Source organism: Sphingobium sufflavum (genome assembly GCF_021403115.1).
Taxonomy (GTDB): Bacteria; Pseudomonadota; Alphaproteobacteria; order Sphingomonadales; family Sphingomonadaceae; genus Sphingobium; species Sphingobium sufflavum.
In genome coordinates this window covers 18,402-34,900 of record NZ_JAJSSH010000019.1, presented here as the reverse complement: position 1 = coordinate 34,900, position 16,499 = coordinate 18,402, and the positions used below count along the sequence as shown (strand labels likewise).

The window sequence follows — 16,499 nt, the reverse complement described above, 5'->3', positions numbered from 1 at the left end:
GCATTCACCAGCGTGCTGCGGGATGCCGAAGTACGGATCAGCATGGACGGGCGTGGGCGCTGGATGGACAATGTCTTCATCGAGCGCCTGTGGCGTTCCCTCAAATATGAATGCGTCTATCTGCACGCCTTCGAGACCGGATCGGATCTGCGCGCTGGTCTTGGCCGGTGGATTACCTATTACAATACGCAACGACCCCACTCCGGGCTGGCAGGGCGAGCCCCGGCAGAGGCCTATGGGCGGATCAACGCTTCGGATGATGGGGGGCATGCCCCCCATCATCCGATGACCAGAATGGCGGCATAATCACACCCGGGATTAGCTTAACTTCGCCGCCAAACTGTCCAAAAAGGCGGCACCACCTCAGATCGGCAACATCGATCAGGGAAAAGCATTGCCGCTCTCGGCGTCGCAGAAGGTAATAGCTGGACGGCTGACTGATGCCTTGTCTGCAAAACAGCGAGTCCTGTTACTCGCCCAATAGCTGGTATGTTTGCTATTGCTCATTCTCAATGAAAATCCCTTGACCTTGGCAATATGCGCACATCGCGTGGATGACGACCGCGAGGGGTGGATTCGCGGGAGGACTGAGGACCCGAAAAAGCACCGCCGCTCGGCAATGCCTCTTCCGATTGACGATGCTCTGACAGAAGCGCCAGTTCATCCGAACGATTGATGATGCGGGTCGCCATCAGGTGAATGACGCCCTCCGGGCTTTTCTGGACCATGCCTTCCACTTCCATCAGGCGCGCCGCCATGACCTCCTGCCGCTGGATTTCGAACAGGCGCGCCCAGAGCAGGACATTGGTGATGCCTGTTTCATCCTCCAGCGTGATGAAGATCGCCTTTCCTTCGCCAGGGCGCTGGCGGACGAGTACTACGCCGGCCACGCGGGCGCGCAGGCCGCTACGGGCTTCCCCGATCTCCTTGCAACTCAATATCCCCTCTCTGCGGAAACGGTCGCGGAGAAATTGCATGGGGTGCCCCTTCAGGGAGAGGCGCGTTGTCTGATAATCGACGGCGACATGCTCTGACTCGGTCATGGCGGGCAGGGCGACATCAGCTTCCACGCCCAATTCGCTGGCTCCTGCATGGGCGAACAGCGGCAACTCCCCTTGCGGCATCCGCCGCACCTCCCACAGCGCCTGTCGTCGGTCGAGACCGATGGATCGAAACGCATCGACATCAGCCAAGATTTCCAGCGCCCGGCGGGGCAGTCGGGTGCGGCGGGCGAGATCGTCGACGCTGGTGAAATGTCCCTCCGTACGGGCCGCGACAAGCGTTTTCGTCCAGCCCTGCCGAAAGCCATCGACTTGCCGAAAGCCGAGACGGAGGGCGAGCATGTTGCCGATCGCTTCCAGGCCATTGTCCCAGCCGCTGGCGTTGATGTCCGCCTCGCGAACCTCGATACCATGCGTGCGGGCATCGCCGACGATCTGGGCGGGCGCGTAGAAACCCATCGGTTGGGAATTGAGGAGGGCGCAGGCGAACACCGCCGGATAGCGGCATTTGAGATAGGATGAGACATAGACGAGCAGGGCAAAGGACTGGGCATGGCTTTCGGGAAAGCCATAGCTGCCGAAGCCCCTGATCTGTGCGAAGCAGCGTTCGGCGAAATCGCGCGGATAGCCGCGTGCCACCATGCCCTCGATCATCTCACCCTCGAACTCCGGCATGGTGCCGACATTGCGAAATGTCGCCATGGCGCGGCGGAGCTGGTTGGCGCGGGCGTCGGTGAAATTGGCGGCCACGATGGCCAGCTTCATCGCCTGTTCCTGAAATAGGGGAACACCCAGCGTCTTTCCCAACACATCGTCCAGTTCGCCCGGCGGTCCGGGATAGAGGATGGGCGGCGGGTCTGGTCTGCGCTGTTCCTGACGGCGTTTCAGATAGGGATGGACCATGCCTCCCTGAATCGGACCGGGCCGCACAATGGCGACCTGCACCGCCAGATCATAAAGGTTCGCCGGGCGCAGGCGCGGCAGCATGTTGATCTGCGCGCGGCTTTCGACCTGAAACACGCCGATGCTGTCCCCCTCGCACAGCATGGCATAGACATCGGCCTGATCCTGCGGAATGGTATGGAGTTGATAGGGCACGCCGACATGGCGATCGATGAGGTCGAACGCTTTGCGGATGCAGGTGAGCATGCCCAGCGCCAGCACATCGACCTTCATCAGGCCCAGCGCGTCAATATCGTCCTTGTCCCATTCGATGAAGGTGCGATCGTCCATCGCGGCATTATGGATCGGCACGATCTCGTCGAGGCGCCCCTCCGTCAGTACGAAACCACCGACATGCTGCGACAGATGGCGTGGGAAATGGAGCAACTGGCCGACCAACAGGGCCAGGCGCGCGATATCGGGATTGGCGAGGTCCAAACCCGCCTGCGCGAAACGCGCTTCCTTCATGGTATCGGCATAGCTGCCCCAGACTGTCGCACTGATGCGGGTCGTGACGTCCTCGCTCAGCCCCAGCACCTTGCCGACTTCCCGAACTGCACTGCGCGGGCGATAATGGATCACGGTGGCCGCTATGCCCGCACGCTCGCGGCCATAGCGGCGATAGATATACTGCATCACCTCCTCGCGCCTCTCATGCTCGAAATCGACGTCGATGTCGGGCGGTTCGTTGCGGTCTTCCGAGAGGAAACGTGAAAACAGCAGCTTATGCTTCACCGGATCGACCGATGTGATGCCCAACACATAGCAGATGATCGAATTGGCGGCCGATCCGCGTCCCTGGCACAGGATGTGCTGGCTGCGCGCAAAGCGCACGATGTCGTGGACGGTCAGGAAATAATAGGCATATTTGGCCGTACCGACCAGTTGCATCTCATGCCGGATGAGGTCGCGGTGCGCTTTGGTGAACGCCTTGCCATATTGCTCGCGCGCGCCCTGTATCACCAGATGGACAAGCCAGCGGTGCGGCGTCCAGCCGGGTGGCACTGGCTCATGCGGATATTCATAGCGAAGTTGCTCCAGATCGAAGCCGATGCGGCTGAGCAGGCGCAGCCCTTCACCGATGGCGTCCGACTGGTCGGAGAATAGGCGCGCCATTTCGTCACCGGATTTCAGATGACGTTCGGCATTGGGGGACAAGGCTGTACCCGCCTCGGCCAATGTGGTTCCCTTGCGAATACAGGTGACGATATCGTGCAGCGCACGCTGGCGGGGTGTGGCGTAAAGCGCATCGTTGGTGGCGAGGAGGGGAACGCGGGCCTGATGCGCCATCGCAGCAAGGCGGGCGAGATGGCGGCGGTCCTTTCCATCATGGGACGTTGCTGCTCCCAGCCATATATGATCGGGAGAGGCCGCCTGAAGAATTGTCAGGGTCCGGCGGAGCATATCCTCCGCGGTCAAGTCCCGCTCGATCGGCTTCGATTGCGGCGGGGGTTGATTGTCGATGGAGGCGGCCCCGTCCTGTCTGGCCGGGTGGAGCCGCGCGCCCACATCGCCTTCCTTCATGAACGCCGTCGTCGGCATCACGATCAGCAGCAGGTCGTCGAGATGCGCGAGCAAATCCCCGAAGCGCAGGATGCAATCGCCCTTCACGGCGCGTCTGTTCCCCAGCGTCAGCAGTCGGGTCAGTTGTCCCCAGCCGTGGCGGGTCGCGGGATAGGCGACGATATCGGGCGTTCCGTCGGCAAAGACCAGCCGCGCACCGGTGGCGAGGCGTAGGCGGATATCGGGAAATTCCGTCCTGATCTGGCGCAGGGCATCCCATGCGCGGACCACGCCCGCCACGCTGTTGCGATCGGCGATGCCGATGCCGTCCAGCCCGGCCGCAATCGCCGCCTTCACCATGTCAGCGGGATGTGATGCGCCTCGCAGGAAGCTATAGTTGGTGGCGGCCACCATTTCGGCGAAGAGCGTCATGCGAACAGGCCGTGGAGATACCAGCCGGGATTCGGGCAATCACGCCGGGGAATGCCATGGCGAAAGAGCCAGAAGCGACGGCCGTGGACATCCTCGACCCTGTAATAGTCACGGCCGAGGCCTTCATTGTCCGCACGCCGCCACCAGAGCGCGGCGATCCGTTCTGGCCCCTCGGCCCGCGCCACTTCATGCAGCGTACGGCGCCAGTGGAACTGGTGCGGGGGGCCTTCCGGCAGGCCTGCGATGACCCGGATCCGCTGGGGAGGGTCGAACAGGTGGAGGGGGCGGCGGGGCGGCTCACCGGCATCGGGAGGCGGCCATGCGGCAACAGGACGAGGGTCAATCGCGGGAAAGGCGAGCATGGCCTGCTCGGGGATATGGTTATCGCAATGGGCAAAGCGGCGCACGCGGCCTTTTCCCAAACGGGTTGACAGGCGATCGACGAGTCGGGCGATTTCGTCCTGCTCCACGGCACCGCCGACCAAGGGTAGCTGGAGAGAATCCAGCGGTTCAAGCAGGGGCACGGCAAACCGCACAAGGTCGAAGCCGAAACCGGGGTCGATGGGATCGTGCAGCGTCTCGATCCTCTCCCTGAACAATCGCATCAGCAGGGGGATGTCGCGCGTCGGCAGGCTGGTTTCGATCCGCAGGCTGCGCACGACGCCATCGGCGCGGAACAGCCGTGCCTCGAACCGGCGGCCACCGCGTCGCGCGTCCTGCATAGTTTGCGCAGCCTTAAACGCCAGCCTTTCCAGTGTGGACAGCACCGCCTCGACATGGGTGATCGGCTCGGCGAAATTATGTTCGATGACGAGCGCCGGTTCGGGACGACGTGGCGAGATGCGGGTGTCACGTCCGCCCGCCACGCGCGCCAGCCGTTCCGTTGCATCCTCACCAAAACGGGTCGCAATCGGCGTGGTTGGGCGCGCGGTGAGATCCCCGATGCGATTCAACCCGGCGCGGCGCAACGCCACTATGTCCCCGGATGCCAGTTCCAGCGCCTCCACCGGCAAAGCGCCGATGTGACCACGGCCATAGCGGGCCTGCGCATGGGCGGCGTCCGGCGTGGCGGCCAGAGCCGTCTGCACATGCATTCCGAGCTTTCGCAATCGCCCTGTCAGGTCGTTACGCAATCCCTCCTCTCCACCGAACAGATGCGCACACCCGCTGATATCGAGAATCAGGCCGTCGATCCCGTCCAGCGTCACCATCGGCGTATAGCGGTCGCATCCATCGGCCATACACTCCAACCACGCGGCGTCGCTCACCCGGTCAATGTCGAATATGCCGATATGGGGCAGTTGGGCGCGCGCATCCGCCAGCCCCATCCCCACCGTCAGCCCGGACCGCACCGCACAAGGCGAGCAGGCGATGATCCGCATGGCTCCCTTTTGCTTTTCCACAAAAACGAGGGGCGTCTCATCCGGCAAGGCTTCGGGACTTTGCCGCATCGTGCGTTTCAGCCGGTCTGCGGCGAGAAAGGGAAACCAGATCGCCAGATAGAGGCGGCGAGCGGAAGCTAGACTGGTCACGGTCCCACTCCAGGCAGTGATGAAAGGGGGCAACACCGCCCCTGTGGCGGATGAGCGCGATTTCCATCGCACCATGGCCGGGGGCGTCGGTGGCAAAGGGCGACGCGGGAAGCGCGCGCACCCGCCATCGGCTGTAGGCGGAACTGGGCGATGGACAGGCGTCGCTGCGCAGGAGGAATATGGTCACGCCGCTCTTCTCTGCCGCAATAGACAGGCGGCGACTGGCCGTCAGATCGAAAGCGCGCGCCCTTTGCCATGGTTCGATGAAGATGGCGGCCAGCTGCTGACAGCGCGCGGCGTCACCGGCTGCGCGCAACAGTGCGGTCTCGTCAGGGGCCTGCACTTCGATGATGCGTGCAGGATCGAAACCAAGATCGGCCAGCCCTGGCGGATATACCCCGCCGTTACCGCGCACGCTGTCATCCTGTCGCAGCCACAGCACTGGTCCGGCACCCATTCGCATCGCCAGCATCAAGGCGAAGCCGGTCAGGCTGGGCTGGTCAAGCGGATCGGTCGCGAATAACTCATGCAGCCGCCCACGAGTCATGCCCCCACCCAGACGGGCATCGAGCACATCATGCCCCAATGTGAACGAGGCAGCATCGCCTAATGGCTTTTCACCTGCGATGGCGGCAATACGTGCCTTCAAGACTGTGAGCATGTGGACAGACTCTGGTATATGTTCACTATATGTTCCTGTTTGCTTTTCTCGTGAACAGAGTCAAGCTGTCAAGATTCGCATCGGCGGTCTTGCACCGGCTTTTGTTGGCTCAGGAACGTGATGGTTTGGTCATTGTGGTACGAAAATCATTCTCTTTCCCTGCCATGCAAAAAAGGCGAAGAGAGAAATTATCTTCTAAGTGTCTGCTTTGGAGGAGTCGAACCCTCGACTGAATGGCAAAAATTGGCGCAACTTGGCCGACAGCTCGCGACCATTGCACGAACCCGCTCCGCGGGAGAGTCGCTTAGGGTGATGTAGCATAGTATTGTTCAGGCTTTGCGAGCGGCGATGTCGCGTCGCGACCGTGGAGTTCCTTCAACGGAGAGGAACTTATCATGGATGCTATCAAAATTGCCGCCCCGACCCATCTGCTGCGTGAGCGGATGTTGCAGGACATGACGATGCGTGGATTCAGGTCGCACACGCAGAAGGACTATATCCGGCATGTCCGGAGTTTCGCCGCGTTTATCGGCCGTCCCCCGGACACGGCCATGATGGAAGACCTCCGACGTTATCAGGTCGACCAGCACGAGCGCGCCGTTGGCCCAGCCACGATCAATGGGGCCGTATCAGCACTGCGGTTCCTGTTCGGCATAACCCTCAAGCGCCCAGAGATGGCGCTTGGGCTTGTCGTTGTTCACTACATGCCCAAGTTGCGGGTGGTTCTGAGCGTCGAGGAGACAGCGCGGCTGCTCGAGGCTGCGCCAGGCATCAAGTACAAGGCAGCCCTCAGCGTGGCTTATGGCGCGGGCCTGCGGGTCTCCGAGGTTGGCCAACTCAAGGTCGATGACATCGACAGCACCCGGATGGTGACCGGAATCATGCATCCAGAAGATGGGCGCGCCGATCAACAGGTCGCGCAGCGTGCCGCCGCCGGTCGCGGTGACGAGGGCGAAGAAGCAGGCGCCCACGAAGTCCAGCCGTTTGCGCGCCGCCGCCAGCGCACCCGATGCCGCAAAGACGGCCAGCCCGGCCATGTTCAGCCAGGGGAGCAGGGTTTCGATGGCGAGAGGCATGGCCCTGCATAGGACAGGGGGAGGGCGGCGTCACCCTCTCTGGTCGCTCCCCCGCGCAGTTCCACGAACAAGGACGGCGGCCCGGATGAGTGGGCCGCCGTCTGTCGAATCATAGGTAGGGAGGAGCTTAGCTGCCGAAACGATATTTCAGGCGAGCGCCCCACATTCGCGGCTGGTTGAGGATGGCCGCATCCCAACCGAAGGACGCGCCCGTCGTCATCGTGTGGAACCGCTCCTTGGTCACATTGGTGACGAAGAGGCCCAGATCCACCGGCGCGCCTGCAACACCATTCCAGTTGATGTTCAGGTTGAGGAGGTTCTGCGGCGGCAGCCACTCATTATTATTATCGATCGAGGTCAGGCCCGCCAGCGGGTTGCCGAGGAAGGCGATGGAACTGGCGCTGCCGAACGCGCTGTCCTGATGGGTGAAGGTCGCGCTGAAGGTGAGTCGCCCGACGCTTTCATCCAGCGGCAGGGTATAGGCCGCCGTGACCGTATATTTGTTGCGCGGGGCCAGCGACAGTGGGCCACCGACATAGACGCCGCGGCTGAGCTGCGCCGTGGCGGGGTTGAGCTGCGCAAAGCCGAGCGGGATCGCGATAGTGTCGATCGACTTCACCTTGGTGTCGAGATGGGCATAGCCCACGTCGATCTTCAGCCCTTCGAACGGGGTGAGGGAGGCGTCGATCTCTATGCCCTTGATCCGCGACTTGCCGGTGTTGCCGATGCCCTGCGCCGGGGCCGGGAAATCGTCGGGCGAGACGCCCGCGCACGCCGGGAAGAGCGTGGTGTAGCCAGGGATATTGGCGACATTGCCGCAACTGACCGTGTTGATCGCCAACTGCTGGTTGCTGAAGTCGTTATAGAAAGCGGCGATGTTGAAGGTGCCCCGGACGAAGCCGTCGAAGCTGGACTTCAGGCCGATTTCATACAGGTCGACCTTTTCCGGCTGCCAGGTTTCGAGACCATAGTTGGACACGTTGACGCTGCCCTGGCGATAGCCACGCGCGTATTTGGCGTAGATCAGCACGTCTTCGTCCGGCTTCCAGTCCACGTCGATCAGCCAGGTCGGCTTTGACGAGGCGACGCGGCGCGTGATCTTGCACAGTTCCGGGTTGGCCTGAATCTGCGCGGAGGTATAGGCCGTCTTGTCGTCCAGCACGGGGCGCGGGTTGGAACAGGCGAAACGCGGCACGTTCGGCGTGTCGAAGAAGATCTTGGTCGGTGCGCCGACGCCCGATGTGACGTCCGACGTATAGCGGATGCCGCCCGTGATGCTGAGGGTGTCGGTGATCTTGAACGTGCCCTGCGCATAGACGCCCAGATTGCGGAAGCGATATTTGCTGCGCGAAATCTGGAAGTTGCCGTTCGAGCGCAGGCCGGTGTTGTTGCACTGGAAGGCCAGAATGTCGGTGCAGTTGATCTGGTTGGGCGAATAGCTCGTCTGGAAACCGCTCAACGGCTCGCTGAGTTCGAGATAGCCGCCGACCTGATAGTTGAACCGGTCGTTGCCGGTGCGGCCCTGCACCTGCACCTCTTCGGTGAAGGTCGACTGGGACGTGTTGCTGAAGCCCGGCGCGGGCATGATGGCGACCGCATAATAGGGGTTGGTGACCCCATTCTGGTAGCCGTTCTCACCATAGATGTTCGCCGACTGCTTCTGCCGGAACTCCGCGTAGCTGGCGATATTCTTGATGGTCAGCGTGTCGCTGGCGCGCCAGGTGGTCGTGTTGATGAGCGACCATTGCTTGATCTTCTGGAACGGGTTCGGGAGGCCGTTGGAGACGTTGTAATAGTCGCCGCGGGTCGATGCGATCTGTGCGGCGCGCAGGGCGGCGCCCGCATCCCGCTCGATCAGATCCTGCGTGAACACCTTGGGATAGAAGCCGTTGGTGTTGGATTCGCCATAATTGACGATCGTGTAATTTTCGAGGTTCGGCGTCAGGTCGGCCACCACGCTGAGCCGAACGGCGGTATAATCGACGTCGGCGAAGTCCTTTGGCCCGATGCCGGAGATATTGTTCAGATAGCCGTCGCGGGTCTGGCGATCGACGCCCAGACGGACGCGCAGCGTGTCGAGCACGGGCACGTTCACCACGCCCTGAAAACGGCGCAGGTCATAATTGCCCACGGAACCCTCGACATAGCCTTCGAGGCGGCCGGTCGGCTTTTGCGGGACGAGCAGCACCGCGCCGCCCGTGGTGTTGCGGCCGAACAGGGTGCCTTGCGGTCCCTTCAGCACCTGCACATTCTGGAGGTCGAAGAAGGCGCCGACGCCCGCGCCGTTACCGCCGGTAGTGCCGCCCTGCGCACGCGGCGCGACCACGTCGGCGAAATAGACCGCGACGGACGGGGTCGTCTGGCCTTCCTGGGTGAAGCCACGCAGCGAGAATGACGTGCTTTCCGCACCGAAGCGGCCATTGGCCTGAAGCGATGGCGTGTAGGTGGCCAGTTCGCCCGCGGTCACGACGTTGCGATTCGACAGTTGCTGCTGATTGAACACCGTGATCGAGATGGGAACGTCCTGAAGGCGTTCCTCGGTACGGCGGGCGGTGACGACGATGGTGTCGTCGCTCACCGCTTCCTGCGCCAGCACGGGTGCGCTGAACAGGGTGAGAGCGGACAAGCTGACGCTTGCCAGGACGGAATAAGGGTATCGTTTACGCATGTTGGCATCCTCCCTGAGATGTCCCGTTTCGCCTCTTGGTCGCGATTAGGGGACGATGTGTTCTGGCCGGCGCATCTGAGTGCACAGACAAGCCGGATTGGTCCGACCTTATGTTTTCGCGGTCGCTTTTGGATAGCTTTGCAACGGCAATCAACCAGAAAATGAACTATACTTGTTTTTTGTTGTTGCTGGCGACTGTGCAGTTACTGTCTTTTATGACCGGATAGCAACGTTCTGAAATATAGATATTTTTGGGACTATAGGTTCGGACGACGCTCAGGCGTCGCTTTGGGAGGAGTGGCGTGCCTGTCCTTTTGGACGGTGCTGGTCGAGGTGCTGGAAAGAGCGGGTGGATCTTTTCTCAGAGATGAGAATTTGGTCTGACAGAGAGGTCATGGGCGGTTGATTCTGCGGGCAGTGGAGGGCGGCCAGTCGTCGCGGGACAACAAAAAGGCCGCCCCAACGCAGTCGTCCGGGCGGCCCTTTTTGACAGGCTATGGCGTTGCCGACCGAAGGGTCGGGATCAGAAGCCCAGATCCTTGATCGGGCCGTCGAAATTGCCCGCGAGCTGGGTCATCGCCTGTGACAGCTTTTCCTTCTCGACGCCGGTGATGTAGCCGTCGATGATCCGCTGATAATTGCTGATGAGGCCTTCGATGTCCTTGGACAGGCGCATGAAGTCGAAGCCGTCCGCATGCAGGCCGACCTGCTGGAGCGGAATGTTCGAATAGTCCTGGCGCGGAATTTCCGGGAAGTCCGGGCTGTCATGGGGCAGGAAGGTCGGTTCCATCACCACCGGCGGCTCCTCGCCCTCCTTGAAATGGGTCAGCGACCACAGTTCGAACAGGCAGGTTTCCGCCGTCAGCGGACGGATGCGATAGGCCGCCATGCTGGAGAGGAAGGGCAGCAGGAAATAGTTGGGGAAGATGAATTCCACCGCCTTGACCGGCGTTTCCACCGCGATCTTGTTGAGGTCGGGGGTCGGCTCGCCGCGGGCCAGACCGGCCTGGGTCACGCCATGGTTGACCATGCCGAACCATTGCATGATCGCCTGGAAGGGGTCTTCCGGCAGGTCCACGTCGATCAGCGTTTCGGCGACCGCCACGTCCTTGGCATGGCACATGCCCGCCATGCCGGAACTGAGCAGCGCCATATGGCCGACCTGATCCTCGATATTTTCGCGGATGGTGCGATTGGGGTTGATCGGCAGGCCGATGCCACCCGTGTCCATGCCGTACATGCTGTTGTACAGGATGGGCACCTTCTTCTGAAGCTGCGGATGGGTCTTCATGACATGATAGCCTTCCATGAAGGCTTCCATGCCGATCTTCCAGTTGGCGGGCAGGACAGTGGCGTAGCACCATTCGGCGCGCATCTTGTCCGCATTATAGGCGTCGAGGCCGAGCGCGAGCGGGCCGAGGCTCTCGCGCAGGCCGGGGGCATCGTCGTCGAAGTTGATGAAGACGCAGCCCATCTCCAGCTCCAGCCGACAGGGGCGCAGTGCGAGGTCGGCCTGATCCAGCTGCTGTTCCGAGAACATATGCTTACCATAAACGAAGGTGCTCTTGCCCTCCGTATTCCAGCGCCAGCCGTGGAAGGGGCAGATGAAGCCTTCCTTTTTGCAATTGCCATGGCCGCCCTGTGCGATGGGCACGCCGCGATGACGGCAGGCGTTGTGGAACGCCTTGATCCCGTCCTTGGAGCGGACGATGATGACGGTCTTCTCGAATATCTTATATTCGATCCAGTCGCCGATCTCCGGGATCTGCTCGATCCGGCAGGCCATCTGCCACACATGCGGCCACAGGCGCTCCTTCTCCAGCTGGAAGAATTCCTCGTCATAATAGCGGGCGGCGGGAATCCGCTCCGGGTCGGTAATCTGGAAGGGCGCGGCTTTCGGCGCCTTTGCGAGGTCAGCAGTCACCTGTCTCTCCTGTCAAAGCTCTGATGGCTATGGTACAAATGCTCAGCCTGTATAGCAATGCGCGGTGCCCGGCAGGGGCGCAATGATCGCGCGGTCGATGGGACCGGGCTATCCCCAAATGCGGACACCATCGCAAGCAAAATTAGAACGTCGTTTTCCCAATAGGTGGCGAATATATAGGCTGGAAGCGGAGGTCCGAAAAGCAGGACAGATTGTCCCAACCCCGGTTTACCCGGCGCGCCGTTCTTGCTAGCCGATGGAGCCTATGATGCACTGCAACGTAATTGGGGTGTTCGCGCAGTGAAGATCGCCGTTATCGACGAAAGCGCCGCACGCGCTGCGGTGATCGAGGAGGGGCTGCGCGAAGCGGGCCTGACCGACGTCACCGTGTTGCTCGACCGCCGGGGGGTGGTCGCCGCGCTGGAAAGGCTGGCGCCCGACGTGGTGCTCATCAACCTGGAAAATCCCAGCCGCGACATGCTGGAGGAAAGTTTCGCCCTGTCCCGCGCGGTGGCCCGGCCCATCGCCATGTTCGTCGATCAGTCGGACGACGCCTCCATCGGGGACGCGGTCGATGCGGGCATTTCCGCCTATGTGGTCGATGGCCTGCGCAAGGACCGGATCAGGCCCGTGGTCGAACTGGCGATCCGCCGGTTCAACGCCTTCTCCCGCCTGCAATCCGAATTGCATGAGGCGCGGTCCGCGCTGGCGGAGCGCAAGACCATCGACAAGGCGAAGATGCTGCTGATGAAGCGACGCAAGGTGGACGAACCGGCGGCCTATGCGCTGCTGCGCAAGCAGGCGATGGACAGCGGGCGGCGGATCGTGGAGATCGCCGAGGCGCTCATCACCGCAGACAGCATATTGGGAGGCGAGTGATGAGCCAGTTCCGCATCGGCTTCCTGCCGCTGGTGGACGCGGTCCTGCCCATCGTGGCGCATGAGATGGGCCTCGCCGCACGGGAAGGCGTCCATCTGACGCTGATCAAGGACCGGACATGGGCGACGGTGCGCGACCGGCTGGCCTATGGGCAGACGGATGCGGCGCATCTGGTTGCGCCGGTCGCCATAGCCATGGCGCTGGGCCTCGACCGTGCGCCGGTGCCGATCGGCGCGCCCTTCATGCTGGGCCTCAACGGCAATGCCATCGCCGTGTCCAATGTGCTGGCGGAGGAACTGGGCATCGGCATGGAGGCCGATGTGCGGACCGTCGGCGAGCGGCTGACCGCCGTGGCGAAGGCGCAGCTTTCGATGGGGCGGCGGTTGCGGATCGCGGTGGTGCATCGCTACTCCAGCCATAATTACATGCTGCGCTACTGGCTGGCGGCCTGCGGATGCGATCCCGATTTCGACGTGGAGATCGTGGTGGTCGCCCCGCCGCTGATCGCGGACGCCTTTGCGGCGGGCGAAATCGACGCATCGGTGGTTGGGGAGCCGTGGAACAGCCTGGCGGTCGAGCGGGGCGACGGGGTCATCATCTCCTCCACCAGCCGCATCTGGACGCGCGGCGTGGAGAAGTTGCTCGCCTTCCGCTCCGAACTGCTGGAGGATCGCCGGCCCGACGTGGAGGCGCTGCTGCGCGCCCTCTATGCGGCAGGGCAGGTGGTGCTGGACCCGGGCCATACCGACATGGTGGCCAGACTGCTGGCGCGGGAGGAATATATCGGCCTGCCACAGGCGGTGATCGCCCGCGCCATCACGGGCCGGATGATCTGCCAGCGAGGCGGGGAGCCGACCAGGGTGGAGGATTTCCTGGTGCTGCATGGCGAGGCGGCGAACTTCCCATGGCGCAGCCAGGCGATGTGGCTCTATTCGCAGATGGTGCGCTGGGGCCATGCCAAGCCGACGGAGGAAGGCTTTGCGGCGGCCGCAGCGGTGTTCCGGCCCGATGTCTATCGGTCCGCCTTTGCCGGGACGGGCGCGGTGCTGCCGGGCGCCAGCCTGAAGGTGGAGGGAGCGATCAGTGCGCCGCTGGGCGCGGGCAGCCATGGCGGGCGGCTGGTGATGGGACCGGATGCTTTCTTCGACGGACGGCTTTTCGACCCCGACGATCCATTCGGTTATCTGGCCAGCGACCGCTAGAGCCATTGAGCGCTGATCGGTGACGGCCAGCGGTGTGCGAAAGCCCGTAACCCACGCGCCCGGCACGAAAATTGTGCGTTGCAAAAATTTCACTTGCGACTCGATCGAATCGGTGACAGTTTTCCTCTCATCGGAGCGAAGATGCACCGATCTTATAGCTGAAACCGGCCAATGGCGGCCGGGGACAGGCCCGGTCCGTTGCGGACTGGAATGGCAATGACGCCGCCCGGAGAGGTCGAATAACGACCCCGCTCCTGGCGGCTTTTTTATTTGGTTTTCTGCGGCTGAAACGGCGTGAGGGCGCGGTTTCGGAAGCGATCCACCGCGCGCCGGAGCGATCCGGCGAACGGCTCGCCATGTGCCCAAAGGGGCGCTCACATCTTGGTTCGGGAAGGAGTTGGGGTCGATGGATAACGGAAATGTCAAGGATAGGGATGCATGTGGCATCAGCCGTCGTGGCCTGCTGAAAACCAGCGGTACGGTGGCGGTCGCTGCTGCGGCGCAGCAAGCCTTTCCTTCGGGCGCCTTTGCGGCGGGGCCGGGGCCGGAGGTCAAGGGTGCCAAGCTGGGCTTCATCGCGCTGACCGATGCCGCGCCGCTCATCATCGCCAAGGAAATGGGGCTGTTCGCCAAGTATGGCCTGCCGGAAGTCGAGGTGCTGAAGCAGGCAAGCTGGGGCGCGACGCGCGACAATCTGGTGCTGGGCAGCGGCGGCGGCGGCATTGACGGCGCGCATATCTTGACGCCCATGCCCTATCTGCTGACGCTGGGCACCATCGGCAAGGCGACGCCGATGAGCATCCTGGCCCGGCTGAACGTCAACGGGCAGGCGATTTCGGTGTCCAAGGAATATCTGGGCGCGAAGGTCGATCTGAATGCGGCCAAGATGAAGGGCGTGATCGCCGCGCGCAAGCAGGCGGGCAAGAAGATCACCATGGCCATGACCTTCCCCGGCGGCACGCATGACATGTGGATCCGCTACTGGCTGGCAGCGGGCGGCATCGACCCCGACAAGGATGTGGAACTCATCACCATCCCGCCGCCGCAGATGGTCGCCAACATGAAGGCGGACACGATGGACGCCTTCTGCGTCGGCGAGCCGTGGAACGACCAGCTTGTGGCGCAGAATCTGGGTTATACCGCCGTCTCCACCGGCCAGATGTGGGCGAACCACCCGGAAAAGAGCTTCGCCATGCGGTCCGACTGGGTCGCGAAGAATCCGCGCGCGGCGGTGGCGATTACCGCGGCGGTGCTGGAGGCGCAGCGCTGGGCGGACGATCCGGGCAACATCACCCGTCTGGCGGGCACGATTGCGGGGCGCGACTATCTGAAATGCCCGATCACGGACATTGCCGACCGCTTGCAGGGCAATTTCAATATGGGCGATGGGCGCAAATTCCCCAACGCTGCCTTCAAGATGAAGTTCTGGAGCGGCTATGCCAGCTTCCCGTACAAGAGCCATGACCTGTGGTTCCTGACCGAGGAGCAGCGGTGGGGCAAGCTGCCCACCAGCCTGAACACGACCGCGACCATCGCAAAGGTCAACCGCTCCGACATCTGGCGCAAGGCTGCTGCGACGCTGGGCGGCAAGGGTCCGGCGAGCGACAGCCGGGGCGTCGAGAAATTCTTCGACGGCAAGACCTTCGATCCCGCCAATCCCAAGGCCTATCTGGCCAGCCTTGCCATCAAGCGCGTCTGAGGAGGACCAACGACATGGCTTCGCCCAATATCGCACCCGGCGACCCATCGGCTTCGGCCGGTGGGGGCGCCCCGGCCGCCAGTGAGCGCGGTGTCATCGTGCGCTACCCGGAAACGGCCATAGCGCGCCGCCGCTTTCCGCCCATCCCCACGCCCACGCATCCGCTGGCGGTCAAGGCGCAGGCGGTGGCGGCGTCGGTGCTGCCCACCTTCTTCATGGTCATGGCGCTGCTGTTCGTGTGGCAGATGCTGTGCGGATCGCCGGAGTCCAACTTTCCCAGCCCGGTGAAGGTCTGGGAGGAAAGCCATGAGGTGATCGTGCATCCGTTCAAGGGTGTGGAGATCAGCGGTCTGGGCCTGAAGATCGAGGAATCGGGTGATGTTGGCATTGCGGGTCATGTGCTGACCAGCCTTGGCCGCGTGCTGAAGGGCTATAGCATCGCGGCGGTGGTCGGTATCGCGCTGGGCGTGCTGATCGGGCAGAGCCAGTTCGCGTTCCGGGCGCTCGATCCTCTGTTCCAGGTGCTGCGGACCGTACCGCCGCTGGCCTGGTTGCCGCTGAGCCTCGCGATTTTCCAGCAGGCTGGGCCGTCCGCCATCTTCCTGATCTTCATCACCGCCATCTGGCCGGTGATCCTGAACACGGCGGTGGGCGTGCAGACCATTCCGGCGGCCTATCGCAACGTGGCCAAGGTGCTGGCGCTCAACCCGTTCGAATATTTCACCAAGATCATGCTGCCCGCCACCGTGCCGCACATGTTCACCGGCCTGCGCATCGGCGTGGGCATGAGCTGGCTGGCCATCGTCGCCGCCGAGATGGTGCAGGGCGGCACGGGCGTCGGCTTCTTCATCTGGGACAGCTACAACAGTTCGTTGCTGACCGACACTATCGTCGCCCTCGTCTGGATCGGTCTGGTCGGCTTTACGCTGGACCGCCTTGTCGCCCTCCTTGGCCGCCTCGTCGGCCGCACGAACTGAGGA

General features: G+C 62.7%; 10 protein-coding genes and 2 pseudogenes. 6 read left to right on the top strand and 6 right to left on the bottom strand.

The window, feature by feature from the left end; genetic code table 11:
* A partial coding sequence (locus LWE61_RS19315) for an integrase core domain-containing protein (protein WP_234152288.1) occupies positions 1–306 on the top strand: 306 nt, incomplete at its 5' end.
* A 203-nt stretch (positions 307–509) separates the two neighbouring features.
* Here the strand turns inward: LWE61_RS19315 and LWE61_RS19310 are convergent.
* From LWE61_RS19310 to LWE61_RS19300, 3 genes are read right to left on the bottom strand one after another with little or no spacing between them, the layout of a single operon-like run.
* Positions 510–3,878, bottom strand: coding sequence for an error-prone DNA polymerase (locus LWE61_RS19310; RefSeq protein WP_234152287.1), 3,369 nt, complete (start codon positions 3,876–3,878; stop codon positions 510–512).
* Positions 3,875–5,410 (bottom strand): Y-family DNA polymerase, encoded by a 1,536-nt coding sequence (locus LWE61_RS19305; protein ID WP_234152286.1) that lies wholly within the window; start codon positions 5,408–5,410, stop codon positions 3,875–3,877. The genes LWE61_RS19310 and LWE61_RS19305 overlap by 4 nt, the downstream gene beginning before the upstream one ends.
* The gene (locus tag LWE61_RS19300) at positions 5,298–5,825 is read right to left on the bottom strand and encodes an ImuA family protein (RefSeq protein ID WP_234152285.1); all 528 of its coding nucleotides are present in this window, start codon (positions 5,823–5,825) and stop codon (positions 5,298–5,300) included. Before LWE61_RS19300 ends, LWE61_RS19305 begins: the two co-directional genes overlap by 113 nt.
* Positions 5,826–6,466: 641 nt before the next feature.
* On the opposite strand from LWE61_RS19300, the pseudogene LWE61_RS20985 reads away from it, so the two are divergent.
* Positions 6,467–6,730, top strand: a pseudogene (locus tag LWE61_RS20985) (phage integrase N-terminal SAM-like domain-containing protein); the annotation flags it as partial.
* Positions 6,731–6,949: 219 nt separating this feature from the next.
* Here LWE61_RS20985 and LWE61_RS19290 read toward each other — a convergent pair.
* The 3 genes and pseudogenes from LWE61_RS19290 to LWE61_RS19280 form a co-directional block, all read right to left on the bottom strand.
* Positions 6,950–7,147 (bottom strand): annotated as a pseudogene (locus LWE61_RS19290) (TRIC cation channel family protein); the annotation flags it as partial.
* Between the two features lie 127 nt (positions 7,148–7,274).
* Positions 7,275–9,815 carry a TonB-dependent receptor gene (locus LWE61_RS19285; RefSeq protein WP_234152284.1) on the bottom strand — a complete coding sequence of 847 codons (2,541 nt, stop codon included), beginning with the start codon at positions 9,813–9,815 and terminating at the stop codon, positions 7,275–7,277.
* Between the two features lie 523 nt (positions 9,816–10,338).
* Positions 10,339–11,739 carry an aromatic ring-hydroxylating oxygenase subunit alpha gene (locus LWE61_RS19280; protein ID WP_234152283.1) on the bottom strand — a complete coding sequence of 467 codons (1,401 nt, stop codon included), beginning with the start codon at positions 11,737–11,739 and terminating at the stop codon, positions 10,339–10,341.
* Between the two features lie 300 nt (positions 11,740–12,039).
* Here LWE61_RS19280 and LWE61_RS19275 point away from each other — a divergent pair, with 300 nt between their 5' ends.
* The 4 genes from LWE61_RS19275 (at position 12,040) to ntrB (ending at position 16,496) form a co-directional block, all read left to right on the top strand.
* Positions 12,040–12,618, top strand: a complete 579-nt coding sequence (locus LWE61_RS19275) for an ANTAR domain-containing response regulator (protein ID WP_234152282.1) — start codon at positions 12,040–12,042, stop codon at positions 12,616–12,618.
* Complete coding sequence (locus tag LWE61_RS19270) at positions 12,618–13,820, top strand: ABC transporter substrate-binding protein (protein ID WP_267961919.1); 1,203 nt, start codon at positions 12,618–12,620, stop codon at positions 13,818–13,820. The genes LWE61_RS19275 and LWE61_RS19270 overlap by 1 nt, the downstream gene beginning before the upstream one ends.
* Before the next feature lie 406 nt (positions 13,821–14,226).
* Positions 14,227–15,519: a CmpA/NrtA family ABC transporter substrate-binding protein gene (locus LWE61_RS19265; RefSeq protein ID WP_234152280.1), complete on the top strand. Its 1,293-nt coding sequence runs from the start codon at positions 14,227–14,229 to the stop codon at positions 15,517–15,519.
* 14 nt (positions 15,520–15,533) lie between these two features.
* Complete coding sequence (gene ntrB / locus LWE61_RS19260; protein ID WP_234152279.1) at positions 15,534–16,496, top strand: nitrate ABC transporter permease; 963 nt, start codon at positions 15,534–15,536, stop codon at positions 16,494–16,496.
* Positions 16,497–16,499: the final 3 nt, after the last annotated feature.

Excerpts from the sequence above, each read along its gene's own strand:
- LWE61_RS19310 (WP_234152287.1), bottom strand. The coding sequence starts at position 3,878 with ATGACGCTCTTCGCCGAAATGGTGGCCGCCACCAACTATAGCTTCCTG.
- LWE61_RS19285 (WP_234152284.1), bottom strand. The coding sequence starts at position 9,815 with ATGCGTAAACGATACCCTTATTCCGTCCTGGCAAGCGTCAGCTTGTCC.
- LWE61_RS19270 (WP_267961919.1), top strand. The coding sequence starts at position 12,618 with ATGAGCCAGTTCCGCATCGGCTTCCTGCCGCTGGTGGACGCGGTCCTG.
- LWE61_RS19265 (WP_234152280.1), top strand. The coding sequence starts at position 14,227 with ATGGATAACGGAAATGTCAAGGATAGGGATGCATGTGGCATCAGCCGT.
- ntrB (WP_234152279.1), top strand. The coding sequence starts at position 15,534 with ATGGCTTCGCCCAATATCGCACCCGGCGACCCATCGGCTTCGGCCGGT.